Genomic DNA, 23,307 nt, shown 5'->3' on the forward strand with positions numbered 1-23,307 from the left:
TTTGTGGAAGTTTATATTTTTTTTACACTTGTTCCCGGATGCTTGCTTTTGTTTGATAGGAAATTCATCGTAATTTCCTATCAAAACACAAAAAATCACCCGGCTACCGTTTCCGATAACCGGGCAATTTTATTCATTATCTATGGGGTAAAGCATTTGATAATTTACTTAGAAAACTACCTTACCGTTGACAATCTTGTATGTTACACCGTTGCGTTTTGCTTTTCCGTTGTAAGAGAAGTCAACTTTACCACCTTTGAGGTACCACCAGCCGTTCTCGTTTTTCGCAAGTCCGTTAAAGTTGAAGTTAACTTTACCGTTCTCGATTCTCCACCAGCCGTTTGCGTTCTTAGCAACTCCAGTGTAGCTGAAGTCTACTTTTCCACCGCGGAGATACCACCAGCCGTTCTCGTTTTTCTCAACGCTGTTGCAGTTGAAATCAACTTTGCCGTTTACGATTCTCCACCAGCCGTTCTCGTTTTTAGCGATTCCGGTGTAGCCAAAGTCTACTTTACCGTTTGTGATCTTCCACCAGCCGTTCTCATTCTTAGCTACTGTATTTGCTGAGAAATCAACTTTACCGCCGCGGATGATCCACCAGCCATTCGCATTCTTAGCTACTGTGTTTGCTGAGAAGTCTACTTTACCGTTCTTTACATACCACCAGCCGTTAACGTTCTTAGCTACTGTAGTTACATCTGTAGCAATCTTGCCATCTTTGTAGTAATACCAGTTTCCATCAGCTGCTTTCTGGTTTGCAAGTCCGTCTGCGATTGCAGGTGTCTCATCTTTCTGATCAGATACTGTTACGTTCTCGTATGTCTTGCCAGCTTCCAGTTTGATCGCATTGCCATCAGCATCTTTTGCGGAACCATACTCAACAGTTGCGCCGTCAGCGATTGTCAGTTTTGTGATGATAGATGTACCATCAGCAACCCATGTACCGTCAACGTTTACGATAACATCGTTTCCACCATTGTAGTACGGTGTGTTCATTACATGACCGATCTGGTTGTAATCAGCTTCTTTGATAGATGTATTCTGTGTCTTTCCACCATCGGTTGTATGTTTGATGGTTGTAGAGCTGATCGCACCTTTGACAGAAGCACCGTCTTTGATGTTAACTGTCAGTTTGTTTGCTGCTCCGTAGTAACCGGATCCATTGTAGATATTTCCTTCCAGATCTTTATCTTCAATGTTCAATACGGAAGTATTTGTTCTTTCAGATGTATTTGCTTCGGACATCCATCCTTCTGCCTCGCTATACTCAGCATCGCTGAATACAGGTCCTGCATAACCAGCCGGGAAGGAGATTCCTTTTGCTGCTGCATCTTCATTATCAATAATCTGGTAAACAACACCATTCTCTGTTCCGTTCAGTTCGTTCTCAGCTTTTGCGTTTGCATCTGTTGCTGCTTTTACAGTAACATCTTTGCCAAGGTTTACTGTGGAATCTGCACTCTTAATCAGGAATGCAGCAGATTTTGTGTTCATTGTTGTAGCATCTTCTACATTTACAGTAGCCTGACCCCAGATATCTACACCGAAGTTCTCGGAGTTGATCTCTGTCTCTCTGGTCTCATATGGTGTAACTTTGTTATAACCTTTTACTTCAGTCATTTCATTGTTGTACCATACAGCTTTGTTTGTAGAAATTGTCTCACCTTTCTTTGTAGCTGCCATTGTGATGTTGTTGTTATCACCGTTCGCTGCGATTGTCAGGTAAGTAGGTACATTGAAAGTAGATCCAAGGAAGTACTCCTGAGCGTTACCGATTGCGTATGTACCGTAGCCGCTGCCACCCTTCTTCATATCAACCGTTGTGTTGATTGCGTACAGGTTCGGGTTGCTTCCGGAATCTGTAGAAAGTGCGCCCCAGCTGTCTGCGTATACATTTGCATCCTGAATTACCATAGAGGAACCTTTACCAAGCATATTGGTTGTACGAGCATTTCCTACAACACCAAGTACCCATGGCGGAGATACCATCTTAACAGTATCCGCTGTATTTAAGAATCCATCGTAGAGTGTACCGCCGTTTGCAGCAAGTTCTGTTGTGCTGTCATCTCTGTCACCTTTGATGTATACGTCACCACCGTTATCTACTTCTACGGCCGGTTTAGCAACACCATAAGTTGCGATAGAACCACCTTTGGAAAGGTCGATGGTTGTCTTGTAAGTTGCATTTGTCTGAGTTGTTCCACCCATCTGTCCGTCAGCGTCTGCGCTTCCGTTTGTTGTGATAGTGTCACCGTAAACAGTTACAGCTGTACCATAGCCGACGAAATCGTTAACATCTGCACTACCATTAGAATTGTCTTTTCCATCTGCATTACCAGCAACAATCACCGGGTTGTCCAGTGTAGCATTGGATTTGTTTACAACTACCGGGTTGAAGTTCTTGGATGTAGATGTCAGAACGAGGTCTGATAATGTGTTGCCTGTCAGTTTTGCGCCAAGGTTTGCTGCACCTACTGCCAGTTCAGACTCTGCACCGATCTGTACACCTGTACGGTAATCTGTGTATGTATAATTGCTGTTCCATACAGAACCATAACCATCTTTGTGTGATACGGTATAAACATTTACTGTCTTGCCGGCTTTAATTGCTGCTTTTGCATCTGCAAGTGAAAGCTCTGTAGCGCCATCTTTATCTGTTGTGATAAATGTCATGTAGCTTGCATATGGAGCTTTTGCATCTGCTGTTTCAACGATATCGCTGCCACTGATAGATGTAACTTCTGCGCCGTTCTCAATTGCACTTGCTGTTCCGATAACTGTTACGTTCTCGTATGTTTTGCCTGATTCCAGTGTAATTACACGGCCAGTGGAATCTTTTGCTTCACCGTATGCAACATCTCCACCTTCAGCAATTGTAAGTTTTGTGATGATAGATGTTCCATCAGCGGTCCATACAGCACCTTTTTCTACATTTACAACTACATCGTTAGATCCGTTGTAAGAAGGTGTATTCATTACATGACCGATCTGATTGTAATTAGCTTCTTTGATGGATGTATTCTGTGTCTTTCCACCATCTGTTGTATGTTTGATGGTTGTAGCACTGATAGAACCTGTTACGGAACCACCTGCTTTGATATTTACGGTCAGTTCCTGACCATCTCCGTAGTAACCGGATCCGTTGTAAATATTACCTTCTAACTGGTTTGCAACATTTAATGTGGAAGCTGTCTTCTGAGCTGCTCCACCCGGTGCGCCGCCTGGTGCTCCACCCTGGTCTCCACCTGCTGCTCCACCCGGTGCGCCGCCTGGTGCTCCACCCTGGTCTCCACCTGCTGCTCCATCCGGTGCGCCGCCTGGTGCTCCGCCCGGCTGCTGTCCGCTGTCAGAAGAAGCAGATGCCTCTAACCAGCCTTCGGACTCAGAATACTCAGCATCACTGAATACAGGACCTGAATATCCTTCCGGGAAGGAGATTCCTTTTGCTGCTGAATCCTCATTGTCGATGATCTGGAATACAACACCATTCTTTGTATTGTTGATTTTCTTCTCAGCTTCTGCGTTTACATCAGTTGCTGCATCAACAGTTGCATCTTTACCGATATTTACAGTAGCGCTTGCACTCTTTACGAGGAATGCTGCTGATTTTGTATGGAACTCTGTAGCATCATTTACATTAACAGTAGCCTGTCCCCAGATGTCCATACCAAAGTTCTCAGAATTTACAACTGTCTGAGCTGTCTTGGATGCAACTACAGAATCATAGCCTTCTTTGATGGACATCTCATTGTTATTCCATACTGCTTTGTCAATGCTGATTGCCTTACCTGCAGTTGTAGCACCTAAGGTAACATTGTTGTTGTCACCGTTTGCTGCAATTGTCAGGTAAGTCGGCACATTAAATACGGAACCAAGGAAGTACTCCTGCGCATTACCGATCGCGTATGTACCATATCCACTGCCGCCTTTTTTCATGTTGACAGTACTGTTGATCGTATACAGGTATGGATTGCTTCCTGCATCTGTAGACAGTGCTCCCCAGCCTTCTGCATACACATCCGCATCCTGAACTACCATTGTGGATCCTTTACCAAGCATATTGGTTGTACGGGCATTTCCTACGACACCAAGTACCCATGGCGGAGATACCATTTTTGTAGTATCTGCTGTATTTTTGAATCCATCATAAAGAGTTCCACCATATGTTGCGAGCTCTGTAGTTGAGGTATCTCCATCACCTTTGATGACAACGTCACCACCGTTATCTACTTCTACGGCTGGTCTTGCCACACCATAAGTTGTGATTGAACCACCTTTATTCAGGTTCAGTGTTGTTTTATAAGTAGCATTTGTATTGGTTGTTCCACCCATCATACCATCAGCATCTGTGCCGCCGCCGGACTGGATAGAATCACCATAAATCGTTACTGCTGTACCATAACCAACAAAATCATTGACATCTTCTTTACCATTGGAGTTGTTCTTACCATCTTTGTTACCAGCAACGATCACCGGATTGTTGATCACTGCATTTGCTTTGTTTACAACGATCGGGTTAAAGTTCTTGGATGTAGAAAGAAGATTGAACTGATCTAAAGTAGTTGTCTTTGTTGCATCGTCTGTTGTAAGAGTACCGCCAACACCCTCTGTACCGATTGCTGCTTTGTCAGCATCTGCACCAATCTGAACACCGGTACGGTAATCTGTGTAAGTATAGCTCTTACTCCAGGAAGAACCGTAGCCTTCTTTATGAGATACTGTGTACATTTTAATGGATGTGTCCCCTGCTTTTACAGCTGCCTGAGCGTCTGCAAGTGAAAGTTCTTTTGCACTTCCATCTGCTGCTACAGATGTAAATGTAATGTTGCTTCCGTATGCTGTTGTCTGTCCATCGTAAGTTGTGATTTTTCCGTTCTCAATTGCTTTTACAGTATTTTTTGCCTGAGCATCTTCTGCAAAAGCCTGTGTGGAAACTGCCGGAGCAGCAAGCATGATTGCCATTGCTACTGCGCTGACTGCGGATACAGCTTTACGCATGAACTGTTTCATACTTTTACTTTTCATAATGTCCTCCTCCAATTATGATATTTTATCAGGTAGGTATATGATACCTGTTATAGAACGTTTAAACAATGACACTTTTTTTGATAAAAGTGCTGTTTTTTGTGATTTTTCACAAAATTGTCACATTTTATTAACAATCTGCTTATAATTCATTCGGGATTAATGATGCAATCACAGTTCCATCACCGGACAATTCCAGATTGCCATCATTTTCTGCGTAGGTATAAGTAAATTCTTTATCAAATGCAGATAACGTAACGGTGTTGTCATCTCCCAGTGTATACGCTTCATCCAATACCAGATAGAAGGTTCCATCCGCATGGAATTCATAACGGTAATTGTCCATTCCGTATGCGGTATAAATTCCCTCAAAATTCTCCATATCCGCAATACCATCTGTACCACTGATGGATTTCATTGCTACTTGCGTCTCTGCCTCCGCACCGGAATACGTTGTGCGGATATACAGTTCCCCATCTTCCTGATCAATGATATAGTTTGTCGGAGTCTCCTGGGCATCAAACTGCATGGAGATCATATCTTTGTCTGTACCATCTGTACTTGCATCATGTGAAAAAGAGTAGGTACCTTTCTGCACATAATAGCAGGTACTCTCTCCATCAAAATAATAGAACACGCCGTCTGCATCTTTCAGTTCATAACGGCCGGAAGGTTTTTCCAGACTTCCTTTCTCTGCCGTGGAACGCACTTCATAAGAAGCATCCTTGATATAATTAGGATCATCCGAACCTGTCAGATCATGAGACGGTTCTTTCTCATCGTCTCCCTGTGCGTCAGTCTGATCAGAATCTGTATTTGCCTGATCCGTATCCGATGCAACACTGTCTGTTTTTGCACTCTCCGCTGCTGCAGATTCCTCTGTGGCAGATGTCTGTCCTGCATTTCCCCCTGAAGTTCCACATCCAGCCACCAGAAGCGCCATACTTAATCCCAATGCACTGAGCATGTATTTTAATTTACTCATGTCAAATTCCTCCTTTTTTATCCTCCGGAACGTTCCTCACCTCCGGAGCATCTTCATGCCTTAACCTTTTTCTCCCCGATGTCTACCATCTTGTGGATACGCAAAATCCACTTCTACTGATGTCATTTTCTCATAATCACGTCATTGGCTAAAGGCAACTTTTTTAGAAAAAAGTGCTGTTTTATGTGGTCTTTGGAATAAAGTTTAGTTTTATTAAAACGGAAACGCAGCATCTTTCCCCGGACACTAGTCGTTCGCTTCCCTCGTTTTGCTTCGGTTTTATCGCGCTCGTTCTCAACTCTCATAAAAGCTGGTCGTTTCCCACTCGCGCAAAACTCGCAAAACTCGGTCGCTCGCTAAATCGTTTAGCGAGGAAAGATGCTGCGTTTCCGCTATTTACACTATAATAATATTTTCTCAGTTTTCTACTAATTGCATTGGCAAATCTACCAATTTCTCTATAAATTCATTCGTACCGTCGAACAAAGGACTCTGGCTATTTTTTTGTCCATCGATTATTAGCGGACGAGACAAAATAGCAGAGTCCTTTTCACTACTTGAATTTATAGTCAAAAAAAACGATACTTTTCTATAATTTTTCGAGAGTCAGTGCTCCCGCAAAACAGGTCCGCACACAGGCTGGTTCTCTGCCTTCCCGCAGACGTTCTATACAGCCGTCGCACTTTTCCATTTTTCCCTGTGCATCAAACCGGATCACCTGCAACGGACAGGCCTCTTCACATGCCTGACAGCCAACGCAGATTTCTTTGTCTGTCAAAATCAGTCCGGTCTTTTCATCACGGTAAATGGCATGTACCGGACAGACTTCCATACATTTTCCGCAATGGGTACAGCCCGGACAGATATTTTTCTCGAATCCACCTTTCTGAACTTTTCGAATGGCACGGAAGCTTTTCGCATCCGCCTCATCTACCTCATGATGTGCATCCAGACAGGCTATATGGCAGGCATAACACCCCACACACTTTTCCGCATTAAATTTTATCTTAATACTCATGCCTCAGCCACCACCTTTTCTACCTTGCAAAAATAGCTTTTGTATCCCGGGAATCCGGAAATCGGATCCAGGTAATCTTTTGAGATCAGATCATTTGCTTCACCCTTTGAGTTTCCATGATAAATATGTACCACACCCGGGCGGCCATTGCTGCACAATACCGCCGTTCCACACATACTTCCGGCTGGAGAAGTCACTTTCACCTGCGCACCTTCCTCAACACCTAATGCTGCAGCATCTTCCGGATGCAGTTCCACCAGCGGCGCCTGCTCCAGATTTGCCAGCCACGGCATACGATACGTTCTGGAATGGAAAAGCTGTGGTCTTCTCGAACCTGTATTTAAAATATATGGATATTCTTTCTGATCCACACCGGACATCTCCCGATAATCCCGATACTCCGGCAGACCACTGTATCCATGACTGTCGCGATAACGTTCCAGCACCTGCGATACAAACTCCACTTTTCCGGACGGAGTGGCAAATCCATTTTTCTCATAAGTTTTAAATTCCGGTGGAAACATCACTTTTCCCTTTACTCCTTCCGGATGCTCCCGCAGTTCCTGAATCGTCAAACCGGATGGTTGCAAAATATAATCCATATAGTGCTCATAGCCCTGCCCAAGTGCCTCATCCGTCAGATGCATTGCTTTCAATATTCCAATCATGATCTCCACATCATTTTTTGCTTCTCCAAGCGGCGGAATTGCCTGCTCCGACAGGAAAAACATACCGCCACGGCCATTTACAACCACATCCCGCTCAAAGGTGGAGGCCGCAGGCAGCACCAGATCTGCCATCTTACTGGAATCTGACAAAAACAGATCTGTATTCACATAAAAATCAAGCGTTCCAAGTGCTTTTTGCAGGTGCTCCGGCTCCGGCCACATCCGGCAGTTTAATCCAAAACCAACCACTGCTTTGATCGGATACGGCTGTGCTTCCAGAATGTTATCCGCCAGTCGGCTGCACTGCGCTTCCTCGCAAGGCAGATCAAACCAGGCCGGAAACTCTTTTTCTCCAATTGCTTCTATCGCATTCAACCGTTTCACATTTCCCATGTACTCATTACACGGAGAAGCCGGTCCCGGTCGGGATGGATTTCCACCCGGAATATCATAATTTCCGGTCAATGCGATCAGGCACATTACCGCACGATAATTTTGCATGCCATTGATGTGATGAACCACCGGTGAAGCAGAAAACATCACCGCCGCAGGGCTGTTTTTCGCGTAAATTCGTGCCGCCTGGCGAATCAGATCCGCATCCACACCCGTAATCTCCGCCGCCTTTTCCGGTTTAAACTGCTGCACATACGCGCGATATTCCTCAAATCCATATACATATTTTTCTACAAAATCATGGTCATACAGGTCTTCCTCTATAATGACCTGCCCCATGGACAATGCCAGCGCCCCGTCCGTACCAGGAATCAGTTTCAGGTGCAGATCAGCCGCCTGACTGGTCACCGTCTCCCGCGGATCCACGGAAATAATATTAACCCCACGTGCTTTCAAAGACTGATACATCGGTGCCATGGAAATATTGGAATAATACAGATTACTGCTCCACATCAGAACTGTTTTTGCATGCATCATATCCGGAAAACAGATATTATTTCCATAAATTGACCGCCAGGCCATGGCAGCCGACTGAAAACAGGTGCTGGACTCCGTACAGTAATTCGGAGAACCATATGCATTTGCCAGACGCAGCAACGCCGGACGGTACCACTTCGGATATCCCGCATAAAATACCGTCGATTGCGCCCCATATTTTTCCCGGATGCGCAGTAAATTGTCTGCGATCATCGCATACGCTTCCTCCCAGGAAATACGTTCAAACTCGCCGCTGCCCCTTTCGCCCACGCGCTTCATCGGATATAAAATCCGGTCTTTATTGTATACATACTGCCTGGATGCAGCTCCCTTGGAACACAAACCGCCCTGCTGTCCCGGCCAGTCCCTGCTGCCTTCTACGGAGACTAATTTTCCATCCTGCACGTAGGCGTCAATGGGACATCCTGCGGAACAGATGTTGCAGCGGACTTTTTTTATTTCAGTTTTTTTCGTCATACTTAGTCCAAACCTTCCGCAGTCATCTCAGCCCGAATCTCATCCTCCGAACCTGCCATTGCATGGAGTGTCATTTCCAACAGTTTGTCCAATTCCCATCCAAGCTGCTCCGCGCCACGAGCGATTACCTCTCTGGAACATCCAACTGCAAAGCCTTTTGCTTTGTACTTTTTCTTGAGAGATTTCAGCTCCATGTCTTTTGTGCTCTTGGATGGACGCATCAATGCTGCCGCCCAGATCAGACCGGTAAGCTCATCTGCCGCAAAAAGTACTTTTTCCATTTCGTGCTCTGGCTCTACATCGATCGTTGCTCCACATTCCACTGTAATTCCATAACCATGAGAACATACTGCATGAATAACATCCTCTCCAACGCCTGCATCACGTAATAATTCCGGTGCTTTCAGGCAATGTTCCGCCGGATACAGTTCAAAATCAATGTCATGCAGAAGTCCTACAATGCCCCAGTACTCTGCGTCTTCTCCATAGCCAAGTTCATTAGCATACCATTTCATTACAGCTTCCACAGTAAGGGCATGCTGGATGTGAAAAGAATCCTTGTTGTATTTTTTTAACAGGTCGAAAGCCTGCTGATGGGTGATTGTTTGCATTTGTTTTTCCTCCATGTGTAAGTATCGGTTATATATCATTTTATGTCTTATCATAAAATTGTGCCATTTGCAACTCACGGTTTCACTTATCACATACCCTCTTGATATTTACCATATTAACGACCAAGAATGCTCCTCTGTGTGAAAGATGCCGGTCAAAAATCATATTATTTCGTATAAAATAGCATTGCCTTGAATTATAGTTAAATACAGACCATAATATAACTGCAAGAAAGGAGTTGATTCTATGCAGATTAAAGTAAAAAAGAATGTACATACTCAGAAAACTCTAAATATATACATTCTAATTTTTTCGTCATTAATCCTTTATCTTCCAACCCAAGTCTATCTTTTCCATCGTATTCAATATGGACTCTTTCATAACGCTATTCAAATATGCCGGATTTAATTTTCGTTTCGCATATGCAAGATATGTCCCTTTCGTCTCTTCTATTAACAGAGATGAAAAAAATTGTTCCCAGCTAAAATATGCCTCACTATTTATATAATTGGACGGATTACTCAAAACCTGGTTGATCTGACCATTTTTTACCACTCCGGTAGACAATACCAGCCATTCAAAAGACTCCGGTAAATACAGTGCTATATTTTTTCTTCCACGAATCAACCTCATGACTCGATCAATTTCTGAGCCAAACGCCGCACCATCTGCAATAACAAGTGTCTTATCATCTTTGTGCATATTTAAATAATGAAACACGTTTGACTTTCCATTCATTGATTCACAGACCAACTCATTTTCTCTGCACACAGAATCAAAAAACTGATATCCGGAATTACTATCCTCAGTAATAACAACTTCAGGATTTACCTCATTTACCAATGCCTCATCACCATAAATTCTGTAAAACTCATGATAGCATTGTTTCAAAGTTCCATATTTACCAGAAGTTCGAATTCCATAAATTTCTTCAACACTATATGGTAACGCAGGCAATGATTCTCTGGAAACAATTACATAATAATTATCGGTCTTTTGTATCTCTCGGGCAAATTCCAGTGTTTTTATAAACAGATTTCCTTCATCAATAAAAACAATACTATCCGTCATAGCTGATAGCTGTTCTTTCCACAAGGCTCCATCTAACACATAGCATTTCTTATTGCAAGACAATTCTACCGGTGTTCCTGATGGATTATTCACATAATCCCGAACCATGTCAACCAACGTCGTTTTTCCGGTTGCACTGTCACCTCGGATAATCGTCAGATTTCGTCGAAGTTCAAAATCGTATTTTAACCGCTTTGTTGAAACAACAATTCTATGTTTACCCTTCATTGTGCTGCTCCCCTATCAAACAAATTCACCGGCAATTGATACCAGTTCCTCCATAGAATGGACAATTTGATCTGTATTTAAAATATGGATTTCAAAAGGTTCTTCTCCAAAATCCATCAAATGTAAAAGATTAATTGTGCGATCTTCCAACTCAGCAATTTTCAATAACCATTTTGCACAATTATCTCCACAAGTTGATGCATTAAATATTTTATCTTTCTCAAATTTAACAAGAATCAATGTTTTCACTCCGCCAGACAAGCCAACAGGTGGAATTTTCCCTAACACTGGGCTGTCGATCACACCACTATCCAATACCACAGATTTGTCAACATCCAAAATCATTTCCTTTACAAACGGATCTACAATCCACTCATCTTCGTAATCGTATTTAAAGTAAGAAGCCGTATTATAAACTGACTCTTTCATATCACCATAAATAATATTCAGCATATCTACTCCGTTTCCTAAATAAACGCATTTAAAATATTTTTCTCCGTTTATACCGTATCAAATTTATACTACTCTCTTATATTCTCGTTAAAAGACAAACCGCCTCTGTATGAACTGTGTGGCAGAATTGATCCACAGCACGAACTCGCTTTAACTCATACCCCTGCTCACACAAGATCTTCAGATCCCTTGCCAGCGTTGCAGAATCGCAGCTAACATAAACCACCCGGTCCGGTGCCATTTTTACAATGGTCTCCAACAGTTTTTCGTCGCATCCTTTTCGTGGCGGATCCACCACAATAACGTCCGCGTGCGCTTTCCGTCCTGCCGCTGCTTCTTTTTCATAAAACTCCGGCAATACTTCCTCTGATTTTCCAACGAAAAACTCTGCGTTTTCGATACCGTTTTTCACTGCATTTCGTTTTGCATTTTCAATGGCCTGCCCAATGATTTCTACGCCGTACACCTGTTTCGCTTTCTGTGCCAGAAACAGGGAAATCGTTCCTATCCCGCAGTACAGATCCCACACCGTCTCTTCGCCGTGCAGATCTGCATACTCTAATGCAAGACTATAAAGCTTCTCTGTCTGTACCGGATTTACCTGGTAAAAAGAAACCGGTGAAATTTCGTAAGAAATATCTCCAATCTGATCTGTAATATATTCCTGTCCCCAGAGCACGATCGTCTTGCGCCCCAAAATGACATTGGTGCGCTCGGTATTGCAGTTGATGGAAATACTTGTCATACCCTCAATTTTTCGCAGCTCTTCCACCAGCTTTTCTGCATGTGGTAAACTTTTTCCATTAATGATCAGACAGACCATCTTTTCCTGACTGGAAAATCCGCAGCGGATCAGCACATGACGCACCAGACCTTTTCCGCTTTTCTCATCATATGCAGTAATATGATATTTTTCCATAAAAGCAATGACGATGTCCAGAATTTCCTTATTTACCGAAAGTCCTAACGCACAGTCGCGGTTTGGGATAATCGTGTGTGTTCGTCCTGCATAAAATCCGGTCACAATATGGCCATCTTTATCAGTTCCAACCGGGAACTGTGCCTTGTTCCGGTAATGGAACGGTTCTTCCATACCGACAATCGGCTCCATCGGAATTTCTGTAAATCCACCAATACGCTCCAGGTTATTGCGCACCTTGCGTTCTTTGAACTCTAACTGTTTTTCGTAGGATAATGCCTGAATCTGGCAGCCGCCGCACTGTCTGTAATACGGACATCTCGGTTCCACACGATCTGGAGATGCCTCCAGAAGTTCCATGAGCCGGGCATAGCCGTAGGTCTTTTTTAATTTGATGATTTTTGCCCGTACCACGTCACCGATGACAGCATCTTTAACAAAAAAAGTCATACCGTCCGCTTTTCCAATACCGGCTCCATCCACGCCCATATCCTCTATTTTTAAAATTAATTCATCATTTTTCTGCATATTCATCCTTTCAAAAAGTAACGTCATTTTCAGATGTCAAGTGCTCCGGACACAACAGCATCGGGAGCACTTACATTTGCCTGTTACTTACTTGTTCTTCTGACATTGGAATCCAGGAAACGATTGAATCCCTGCCATTCCAGACTGTTTTCCGGAATGTTTGACAATGCCTCTCTCATAGTTTCCAGTTTTGCATCGGAATTATCCGCAAAACTCAGAGCAATAGCCTCTGCCAGTGCCGGTTTCTTCGGAGAACCATATTCCAGTTCGCCGTGATGCGCCAGAATGCAGTGCACCAGTTCAGAAGCGGTACGTTTCGGAAATCCTTCTATCTGATCGATATGTTTCTGCACTTCCATGGCACCGATCATGATGTGGCCAAGTAACTGACCATCATCCGTATAATCGTTTGCCGGGAAGCTAGAAAGTTCCTGTAACTTTCCAATGTCATGGAACATCGCTGCGGTCAGAAGCAGATCCCGGTTCAACATCGGATATAATTTACAGAAAAAATCGCAAATCTGCGTCACATGTAAGGTATGCTCCGCCAGTCCGCCAACAAATCCGTGATGCACACTTTTTGCTGCTGAATGGAATTGGAAACGTTTCGCAAAGTCTGCATCTGCAAAAAAAGACTCTGCCAGCTGTTTCAGGTACGGATTTTTCATCTGCGCGATATAATCCAGAAGTTTCTGATACATGTCCGCAATGTTGTACTCGCTGACCGGCAGATAATCCGCCGGATTGATGTCACTCTCTGACATCTTTTTCACACGTTTGACGTTCAGCTGCAGGGAACCCTGAAAACTGGTCACGTCACCCATGACATAAATGTAATCCAGGGAATCAAACTCTTCGATTCCGTTGGATCCTACGTCCCAGATTTTTGCATCCAGTGTGCCTGTTTTATCCTGAAGTGTCAGGGAATCATACGGCTTGCCCGCCTTTGTCATGGCTGTCTGTTTGTGTTTACACAGATAAACCTCTCCGATTCTCTCACCCTCATGTAATGTCTCAATAAATCTCATTTTTCTCACAATCCCCGTAATGGGTATCCTTTCTACTCCATTTTGTAAAGCGGACATTTGCAATCCGCTTTCACTACTTGCTCATGAACGCAGTCACTGTTTATTTTCCACTGCCTTCCTGTGTCTGCGATTCCTGCAGTGTTCCAAATACAACCTTGAAAGACAGATCCTGATATTTTCCATCTGCTCCCATGCGTTTGACCGTCACCGTGCTTTGCTGACCATCCTTTGCATTCAGCATATAATCCTCATACTGCTGCGCGGTCTGGATCTCTGTGCCGCCGATTTTTGTCAGCACATCTCCCATCTGCAGGCCCGCCTGCATCGCCGGAGAATCCGACAGCACCTGTTTGATATAAACGCCCTTCGGCAATTGATTTTCTTTTGCGATCTCTGTCGTCACGGTGCTCACTTCCAGTCCCAGATAGGCCGGAAACTCACCGTTTGACATTTTTTCCAGCAATTTCCCGATATCGGAAATGCCGATTGCCGTCACAGTACTCTGCGACTCACGTTTGCTGTAGCTTTGCAGCATTAGCCCGACCACTTCCCCTTTCAGATTGATCAGGGCGCCGCTTCCGGCCTCACTCGCATTGATATCAGTGGAAATCACTTTATAATTGGCATCCACCGTACTTACTTCATGACTGCTGGACGTTACATTTCCGGTCAAAATAGAAAACGCCTCTCCCAGCGGACTTCCGATGGCAATGACAATCGTTCCCTGAGATAACGTCGAAGAATTTCCCAATGTGGCTGCTGCCACCCGGTCTGCTGTCTGCTCCGAAAGATTCTTTTTCTCAACCTGTAAAACCGCAATTCCTGTATTTTCATCCCAGGCCAGCATGGACGCTTCCGTCATACTGTCATCATAAAATGTCACGTCCACCTGACTTGCATCCGCGATCACCTTTTTTTCGGTCAATATCAGATAGTTGCTTCCGGTATCTGCCACGATAATGCCGGTTCCCTGACTCTCCGTCTGATACGAATCCTCGAACCAATCCGTTGTCTCGCCAATGGCTTTTACCGATACTACAGACTTATTGGCTGCACGCCCGATGGCATACAGCTTGTTCTGCAAAATCTGATAGTCCTCCGGCTCCATCTGCTGTGTCTCCGTAATGTAAACCGGATCCGATTCCTCCGGTGTCTCTTCGGATAACTCATCCTGCCCGGAAATCACAACGGTATTATCTTTCTGATGAAGTAGATTTTCCATCACAGGCTTAACTGCACAAAAAGCAATCGCTGCCACCACGCCAAAAATAGCTGCCAGCAAAATCGTCCAGCCCAGCCGCGCACTCATTTTTTTCCGGTCAGGCGGAATCTTTTTTATCTGTTCTTTTACAAAATGATATTCTTCCTTTTTCTTTTTATCCACTACAAAACACCTTTCCACGCTAAGAACCGATATACTCCAATGCATTTATTATACGTTTTCTGCAATTCTTATGCAACTGCAAAGTTTGGATGAATTTAATAGAACTTTCACTTTTCACTTCCTTAATTATGCGGTAAAATGGAACTATTCAATTTATGATGCGCGGGAGTACGAAGTACGGAACAATTCGTAAGGCATCTCGCAGCAAGAATGCCGAGGGCATTCTTGAATACTTTGGAGGAGTTTATGAATCAAAAAGTTTTAAAAGTTTTAGAATATGATAAAATCATTCATCTGCTTGCGGATCAAGCTACTTCAGACGCTGGCAAAAAACGGTGTCTCGAACTGGTTCCGATGACCGATAAGCAGAAGATCACAGAGGCGCAGACTCAGACATCCGATGCTCTGTCCCGCATTTACCGCAAAGGCGGACTTTCCTTTGGCGGGTTGAAGGATCCGGGATTTCAGATGAAACGTCTGGAGATCGGTGGCAGCTTAAACGCAGCGGAACTGCTCTCTGTCTGTACCTTACTGGAGATCGCCAAACGGGCGAAAGCCTATTCCAGAGAAAACCGGGACGATCTTCCATCGGATTCCCTGGAAGAACTCTTTGCAGGTCTCGAGCCACTGACACCGCTGCTGGAGGAAATCCGCCGCTGTATCCTGGCCGAGGATGAGATCAGCGATGACGCAAGCCCTGCGCTGCACAGCGTGCGCCGCACCATCCGCAATATCAACGACAAGATCCACGGTGCCATGAACAACCTCTTAAACAGTTCCACCACCCGGTCTTATCTGCAGGATGCAGTGATCACCATGCGAAACGGTCGTTACTGTCTGCCGGTCAAAGCAGAGTACAAAGGACAGGTTCCTGGCATGATCCACGATCAGTCCTCCACCGGTTCTACTCTTTTTATCGAGCCGATGTCCGTTGTAAAATTAAACAATGACTTAAAGGAAGCGTTCCTGAAAGAGCAGGAAGCCATTGAAGCGGTTCTGGCAGAATTAAGCAATCTGACCGCTCAATACGCACCATATCTACTGGATAACTACCGTATCCTGGTTGACCTTGACTTTATTTTTGCAAAAGCAAATCTGGCAAAAATCCAGAACGGCATGGCTCCGATCTTCAATACGGAAGGACGCATCCGCATCCGTCAGGGACGCCACCCACTGCTGGATCCGAAGAAGGTTGTTCCTATCGATGTGCATCTGGGAGACACTTTCCATTTGCTGATCATTACCGGGCCGAACACCGGTGGTAAAACCGTTTCCCTGAAAACTGTGGGACTGTTTACCCTGATGGGACAGGCCGGACTTCACATTCCGGCAAAAGACCGTTCCGAACTGGCTATTTTTGACGATGTTTTCGCAGATATCGGTGATGAACAGAGTATCGAACAGAGCCTCAGTACTTTCTCTTCCCATATGACAAGCATCGTGTCCATTTTAAAAAATGCGACACCACAGTCTCTGGTGCTTTTCGATGAGCTCTGCGCGGGAACGGACCCGGACGAAGGTGCCGCACTGGCCATTTCCATTCTCGACCGTCTGCGTCAGAATGGCATCCGCACCATGGCCACCACCCATTACAGCGAGATCAAGCTGTACGCGCTCTCCACAGAGGGCGTGGAAAATGCCTGCTGTGAATTCAGTGTGCAGACCTTAAGCCCAACCTACCGTCTGCTGATCGGTATTCCGGGGAAAAGTAATGCCTTTGCAATTTCCAGCAAGATCGGGCTTCCATCTGATCTGATCGAGGATGCAAAAACACGCATTACAAAAGAGAATGAAAACTTCGAAGATGTCATTGCGGATCTCGAACAGAGCCGCCTGACCATAGAAAAAGAACAGGCTGAGATCAACCGTTACAAAGAGGAAGCCGCTTCCCTGAAAAAACAACTGGAAGAAAAACAGGAGCGCTTAAACCGCAGCCGTGACCGCGTACTGCAGGAGGCAAATCAACAGGCTGCTGCTATTTTAAAAGAAGCCAAGGATCTGGCTGACGAAACCATCCGCAACTTCCACAAATACGGCAAAACCCACGTGGATGCTTCCGCCATGGAAAAAGATCGTGAAAAAATCCGCAAAAAGATGGCAAAAGCACAATCCAAAGCTTCCCTGCAGAAGAAAGAACAGGTCAACCACAACGTACCGAAAAAACTGCGTCTGGGTGACTCCGTCAAAATTCTCAGCATGAACCTGAAAGGTACGGTTCACACCCTGCCGGATGCCAAAGGCAACCTGTTTGTACAGGCTGGCATCTTGCGTTATCAGACAAACATCCGTGACCTGGTTCTGGTGAATGAAGATGCGACACCGGTTGTTCACAACACAAAGACCGGCGCCGGAAAACTGAAAATGGCAAAATCACTCTCTGTTTCACCGGAGATCAACCTGATTGGAAAAACCGTAGATGAAGCGCTGATGGAACTGGATAAATATCTGGATGACGCTTATCTCGCGCATCTGAAATCCGTGCGTATCGTTCACGGAAAAGGAACCGGTGCCCTGCGAAAAGCTGTTCAGGGACATCTAAAACGCCAAAAATATGTCAAATCTTTTCATCTTGGCGAATTTGGCGAAGGCGATGCCGGAGTAACTATTGCAGAATTTGAATAACTTCAGAGCCATGAGGATTGCAGGCAATCAAAAGAATACATTAATTTTTTTAATATAGCCAGAATGACTTGTTTAGGAAGAGTCTAAGAATGCATAAAAAATATTAGGAGGCCCATTATGGCAGTCAAACAGAAAATTCTGATCGTCGACGACGATGCAAATATTGCCGAGCTGATCTCCCTCTACCTCTTAAAAGAGTGTTACGACACCAAAATTGTGGAAGACGGAGAATCCGCCCTGCGTGAATTTAAAACTTATCAGCCAAACCTGATTTTGCTCGACCTGATGCTTCCGGGCATCGACGGCTATCAGGTCTGCCGTGAGATTCGAACACATTCAAACGTACCGATCATCATGCTTTCCGCTAAAGGCGAAGTATTCGACAAGGTACTGGGATTGGAACTCGGTGCGGACGATTACATCATCAAACCATTTGATTCCAAGGAGCTGGTAGCCCGTGTCAAAGCAGTACTGCGCCGCTATCAGGTTGTAAAACCGGAGAAAACGGAGCCAGACATCAAATGTGTGGAATATCCGGATCTGGTCATCAACCTGACAAACTACTCCGTTATGTACTACGGGCAGGTGATCGATATGCCGCCAAAAGAATTGGAATTGCTCTATTTCCTGGCATCCTCACCCAACCAGGTATTTACCAGGGAGCAGCTTCTGGACAACATCTGGGGGTATGAATATCTTGGTGACACCCGGACCGTGGACGTTCACGTAAAACGTCTCCGGGAAAAAATCAAAGACCACGAACACTGGGGGATTACCACCGTCTGGGGCATTGGCTACAAATTTGAGCGCCGCTAACCCCGACCCGGTACAATTTATCTATGAAACATAAATTACTATTTAAGATGATATTTTCCTATCTGGCGTTTGCAGTCCTCGGTTTTATCCTGATTTCGACCTTTACGGCTCATTATAATCAAAATTACCTGGAGCAGCATTATGCCTCTGCCCTGCGCAGAGAGAGCAGCCAGATTGCAGATTCCTTCGGCAGCAGCTACTATAGTTCAGAACTGACACTGGAAGAATTTCAAAAAGAAATAGCCGCCGTCAGCAGTTACCTGGACTCCGATATTTATATTATCAATACCGCCGGAAAAGTAATGGTTAATTCCAAGAAATATGTCAGACCTTCCGAGGCAGAAACCATTCCGGATTTCAATATTCTGGATTTCAGCGGAAGTAATTATTCCATCGGAACATTTTACGACCATTACGCCGAAGACATTCTGACGGTATACACCCCCATCACAAAAAATTACAAGGTCACCTGTTATGTAATGATGTGTCTGCCACTGTCCCACGTTTCTAACGAACAGTACGATCTGTTGAACGGATTTTACCTTTCACTGATTTTTTTACTGCTGCTGGCACTTGTTATTTTGCTGACTTTTTATTTTACAATGTACCGGCCACTGCAGACCATTCTGAAAGCGGCGACATCTTATGCAGACGGAAACTTTGAGACGCCTCTGGAATTGTCCCGGCATGATGAAATCGGAACTTTAGCCGATACGATGCATTTTATGGCAGTGGAATTAAATGCACTGGAAAACGACCAGCACAAGTTCGTATCCAACGTTTCCCATGATTTCCGCTCCCCACTGACTTCCATCAAGGGGTATGCACAGGCCATGGCAGACGGTACGATTCCGGTGGAACTGCAAGGCAAATATCTGGACGTTATTATTTTTGAGGCAGAACGCCTGGAGAAACTGACTCAGAGCCTTCTGGAACTGAATAAATATGGATCAAAAGGTATTTATCTGGACCTCTCCATCTTTGATCTCAATGAGCTGATCAAACGAACAATCCTGATGTTTGAAGGCCGATGCAAAGAAAAAATGCTTTCCTTCAACCTGATTCTCACCGGAGATCAGCTTTACGTTAAAGCGGATTCTGCCAAGATCGATCAGGTAATGCATAACCTTGTGGACAATGCATTTAAATTCAGCCACAGTAATTCCGTCATTACCATTGAGACAACCCTGCGTAGCGGAAAAGTCTTTGTTTCCGTAAAGGATCAGGGCATCGGTATTCCAAAAGAAAGTATCAGCCGCATTTGGGAGCGTTTTTACAAATCAGATGCCTCCCGCGGCAAGGATAAGAAAGGTACCGGACTTGGACTTGCCATTGTAAAGGAAATCATTCATGCACATCATGAAAACATCAATGTCATCAGTACGGAAGGCGTGGGAACCGAATTTATCTTTACGCTGCCTTATGCTGATAAAGAGTAAAAAAGGTGTGAGCTCTGAATCATCAGAACTCACACCTTTTTTACTCTACGTTCACCATCGCTTTTTCACGCATGCTCCGTTTTTTCTTTTTCTCTGTCGTAACCACCTTTGCCTTATGGCTTCCTTTCTTATGGTAAGTGGAATCAAAAGAAATCTTCTCCAGTTATGCTTGTATTCCCCCTCTATCTGAATTATAATTTACAAGAACTAATGTGAACGGAACGATCCGTTTGACACTGTAAAAGGAGTAGAAAACCTATGTCTATTACAAAAACAGAATTAATGAAACTGCAAAACGGCAGTGACGTCCGCGGTATCGCATGTGAAGGCATTGAGGGCGAACATGTAACCCTGACTTCAGAAGCAGCTTATCTGATCGGACGGGCATTCGCCATCTGGTTGTTAAAGAAAAAAAATATCAGTCCGGAGGAATGTATCGTTGGTGTCGGTACTGATTCAAGAATTACCGGTCCTGAGATCAAAAAACAGGCCATCCGCGGTATGTTGGATGAAGGCATCTACGTATCCGACTGCGGCATGGCATCCACACCGGCCATGTTTATGTCCATTGTCTATCCGGAAACAAGATATGACGGTGCCTGCATGATCACAGCAAGCCACCTGCCATTCAACCGTAACGGTCTGAAATTCTTTGACCACGAGGGTGGACTTGAGCATGATGATATCACTGCCATTCTTGAAATTGCTACTGGACTTGCTGACAGTATGGATCCTGCGGTACTGGAGCAGCCACTGCCGAAAGACAGCAACCGTTTTACCGAATTTGAGCTGATTTCTCTGTACAGCGCAAACCTCTGCATGAAGATCTGTGACGGTGTACAGGCTGAAAACTATGACGAACCATTAAAAGGATTAAAAATTGTTGTAGATGCCGGAAACGGCGCAGGCGGTTTCTTTGTAAAAGAAGTGCTGGATGAACTTGGTGCAGACACCACAGGAAGTAACTTCCTTGAGCCGGACGGAACATTCCCGAACCATATTCCGAACCCGGAAAATAAAGAGGCTATGAAAGCAATCTGCGACGCCACCGTTGCTGCAGGCGCTGATCTTGGTCTGATCTTCGACACGGATGTAGATCGTATGTCTGCTGTGTTGTCCGATGGCACACCGATCAACCGCGATTCGATCATTGCTATGATCGCAGCTATCCTTGCTCCGGATTACCCGGGCAGCACAATTATTACGGATTCCGTTACTTCCGACCGTCTGACAGACTTCCTTGAGCAGGATCTTGGACTGAAGCATTTATGCTACATGCGTGGCTATAAAAATGTCATCAACAAATGCAAGGAATTAAATGCAGAAGGAATCGTAAGTCCGCTGGCCATGGAAACTTCCGGTCACGGTTGTCTGAAAGAAAACTATTATCTGGATGATGGTGCTTATCTGGCTGTAAAGCTTGTAATTGCTGTTGCTAAGGCAAAACGCGAAGGCAAAACCATCGACCACTTTATCGCAAACCTCTGCACAGAATATGCAGACCGCGAAGTTCGTTTCCCGATTCTGACCGAAGATTTCCATGCATACGGAGCATCTGTACTGGAGACATTCAAAAACAATGCTGCCCAGTCCGGTTTTGAGCTTCCGAAATCCTACGAAGGTGTTCGTATCCGTTTTACCGGCGTTTGCACCGGCTGGATGCTTCTGAGAGCTTCGCTGCATGATCCGGTTATGGTATTGAACCTGGAGGGCCGCACACCGCGTGATCTGGAGATTATTACAGGTATTGCGCAGAGTCTGGTAGAGGATTTTGATCAGTTAGATTTATCTGCACTGTAATCATGATTACAGTTAGGGTACAAAGCACGAAAAAAAGAAGCGACTTGACGTCGCTTCTTTTTTTCATACTTCGGACAAAGTATATAAAGAGTTAGGTTTTTTCTCCATATGGCTTCCCTTCCACATGGATGAAGGTTTGGTATTTATGTTGGTATTTGAAAATTACTTATTTAGCAGCTGCTTCCTATCTGTAAGAAGTAGCATCAAATGTTACGTCTGTTGCTGTGTAAAGTGAAATTACTGTTCCACAGTGCTGACAACACTGAGCGTAACCGTTTGTAAGGTGTCCACATAAGTTGCAACGATATTTGCTGTCTACACCAGTACCTGTGATTGTTAATTTTTTGTTTCCTGTGTTTCTCATATGAATTCCCTCCAGTTCTTTTCAATTATTTTTCCCTGTTAATTATTTTGTACTTTCTTAAGTACATGCTTATAATACAATATGTTTTTACATATTTCCAATAGAAAAATCATGTGTTTTAATAACATAATCTTATTAGTGTGCATTTTTGAGCAGATGTTACCAATTGGGAATGTGCAATCCGCATACTTTATCCGGACATTCAGTAAGTCTTTCATAATATGTGCACAAGGATTGTGGATTATGAACAATTTCTTAACAAGATTTTTATACAAACTTTCCTGATGATATTAAAATTCATCGTAATTTCCTATCAAATAAAAAGAGCCATACGAAAATCTCTTTTCGTATGGCTCCATGAAGTACTCTATAAATTTTATACTAACTCAAGAACAACTTCCATTGCTCCGTCACCTTTACGAAGACCGATTTTAACGATTCTTGTGTATCCACCGTTACGATCTTTGTATTTTGGAGCAATCTCTGTAAATAATTTATCTACTAAATCAACTTCTTTAGTATCTTTTTTCTTTGCGCCTGTCTCTGTTACAGGGTAAAGAACTTTCAGCATCTCTCTTCTTGCATGAAGACGGGATGGCATATCTTTCTTGATTGTTTTCTCAACTTCATCATAAACAGTAACTTTTTTACCATCTACAACTTCTTTTACTCTTTTGCCTTCGCTGTCTTTACGAGCAACTTTAGCTTTTACAGTAACTTCTTCGAAGTTATCACACTCTTTTACTGCAGATGCGATCAGACCTTCAGCGACTTTACGAACTTCTTTTGCTCTAGCCTCTGTAGTAATGATTCTTCCGTTGTGAAGTAATGCAGTTACCTGACTTCTGATTAATGCTTTTCTCTGGGAAGATGTTCTTCCTAATTTACGATATTTTGCCATTTTAATAGCCCTCCATTATTGTGGTTCATCCGGCAACGC

At 44.1% G+C, this 23,307-nt stretch carries 16 protein-coding genes; 4 read left to right on the forward strand and 12 right to left on the reverse strand.

The annotated features are described in order from the left end of the window. Positions 1–168 precede the first annotated feature (168 nt). The 10 genes from Q0I54_RS02220 to Q0I54_RS02265 form a co-directional block, all read right to left on the reverse strand. Complete coding sequence (locus Q0I54_RS02220; RefSeq protein ID WP_296116074.1) at positions 169–5,025, reverse strand: hypothetical protein; 4,857 nt, start codon at positions 5,023–5,025, stop codon at positions 169–171. Between the two features lie 142 nt (positions 5,026–5,167). Continuing rightward, positions 5,168–6,010, reverse strand: a complete 843-nt coding sequence (locus Q0I54_RS02225) for a hypothetical protein (RefSeq protein ID WP_296116076.1) — start codon at positions 6,008–6,010, stop codon at positions 5,168–5,170. Positions 6,011–6,599: 589 nt separating this feature from the next. Beyond that, positions 6,600–7,028 carry a 4Fe-4S dicluster domain-containing protein gene (locus Q0I54_RS02230; protein WP_296116077.1) on the reverse strand — a complete coding sequence of 143 codons (429 nt, stop codon included), beginning with the start codon at positions 7,026–7,028 and terminating at the stop codon, positions 6,600–6,602. After that, positions 7,025–9,103, reverse strand: a complete 2,079-nt coding sequence (locus tag Q0I54_RS02235; protein WP_296116079.1) for a molybdopterin-dependent oxidoreductase — start codon at positions 9,101–9,103, stop codon at positions 7,025–7,027. The genes Q0I54_RS02230 and Q0I54_RS02235 overlap by 4 nt, the downstream gene beginning before the upstream one ends. A gap of 2 nt (positions 9,104–9,105) precedes the next feature. Then, the gene (locus Q0I54_RS02240; protein ID WP_296116080.1) at positions 9,106–9,714 is read right to left on the reverse strand and encodes an HD domain-containing protein; all 609 of its coding nucleotides are present in this window, start codon (positions 9,712–9,714) and stop codon (positions 9,106–9,108) included. 319 nt (positions 9,715–10,033) lie between these two features. Then, a complete protein-coding gene (locus tag Q0I54_RS02245; RefSeq protein WP_296116081.1) occupies positions 10,034–11,014 on the reverse strand; it encodes a translation initiation factor 2 in 981 nt (326 codons plus the stop codon). 15 nt (positions 11,015–11,029) lie between these two features. Then, positions 11,030–11,467, reverse strand: coding sequence for a DUF4869 domain-containing protein (locus Q0I54_RS02250; protein ID WP_296116083.1), 438 nt, complete (start codon positions 11,465–11,467; stop codon positions 11,030–11,032). 76 nt (positions 11,468–11,543) lie between these two features. Continuing rightward, complete coding sequence (rlmD, locus tag Q0I54_RS02255; protein ID WP_296116085.1) at positions 11,544–12,914, reverse strand: 23S rRNA (uracil(1939)-C(5))-methyltransferase RlmD; 1,371 nt, start codon at positions 12,912–12,914, stop codon at positions 11,544–11,546. A gap of 83 nt (positions 12,915–12,997) precedes the next feature. Next, positions 12,998–13,942, reverse strand: coding sequence for a 3'-5' exoribonuclease YhaM family protein (locus Q0I54_RS02260; protein ID WP_296116087.1), 945 nt, complete (start codon positions 13,940–13,942; stop codon positions 12,998–13,000). 100 nt (positions 13,943–14,042) lie between these two features. Continuing rightward, the gene (locus Q0I54_RS02265; protein ID WP_296116089.1) at positions 14,043–15,326 is read right to left on the reverse strand and encodes a S1C family serine protease; all 1,284 of its coding nucleotides are present in this window, start codon (positions 15,324–15,326) and stop codon (positions 14,043–14,045) included. A gap of 246 nt (positions 15,327–15,572) precedes the next feature. On the opposite strand from Q0I54_RS02265, the gene Q0I54_RS02270 reads away from it, so the two are divergent. The 4 genes from Q0I54_RS02270 to Q0I54_RS02285 all read left to right on the forward strand — a co-directional run bounded on the left by Q0I54_RS02270 (position 15,573) and on the right by Q0I54_RS02285 (position 22,003). Then, entirely contained in the window at positions 15,573–17,948 is a 2,376-nt protein-coding gene (locus tag Q0I54_RS02270; RefSeq protein WP_296116091.1) for an endonuclease MutS2, read from the forward strand. A gap of 117 nt (positions 17,949–18,065) precedes the next feature. Then, complete coding sequence (locus Q0I54_RS02275) at positions 18,066–18,764, forward strand: response regulator transcription factor (RefSeq protein ID WP_296116093.1); 699 nt, start codon at positions 18,066–18,068, stop codon at positions 18,762–18,764. 23 nt (positions 18,765–18,787) lie between these two features. Next, entirely contained in the window at positions 18,788–20,203 is a 1,416-nt protein-coding gene (locus Q0I54_RS02280) for a HAMP domain-containing sensor histidine kinase (protein WP_296116094.1), read from the forward strand. A 258-nt stretch (positions 20,204–20,461) separates the two neighbouring features. Then, a complete protein-coding gene (locus tag Q0I54_RS02285) occupies positions 20,462–22,003 on the forward strand; it encodes a phosphomannomutase/phosphoglucomutase (protein WP_296116096.1) in 1,542 nt (513 codons plus the stop codon). Between the two features lie 184 nt (positions 22,004–22,187). On the opposite strand, the gene Q0I54_RS02290 is transcribed toward Q0I54_RS02285, so the two are convergent. Beyond that, entirely contained in the window at positions 22,188–22,367 is a 180-nt protein-coding gene (locus Q0I54_RS02290) for a hypothetical protein (RefSeq protein ID WP_296116098.1), read from the reverse strand. A 376-nt stretch (positions 22,368–22,743) separates the two neighbouring features. Next, entirely contained in the window at positions 22,744–23,268 is a 525-nt protein-coding gene (locus Q0I54_RS02295; RefSeq protein ID WP_109216018.1) for a bL17 family ribosomal protein, read from the reverse strand. Between the last annotated feature and the right edge of the window lie 39 nt (positions 23,269–23,307).

It is taken from the genome of uncultured Eubacterium sp., from assembly GCF_934295145.1.
GTDB lineage: Bacteria > Bacillota > Clostridia > Lachnospirales > Lachnospiraceae > Eubacterium_I.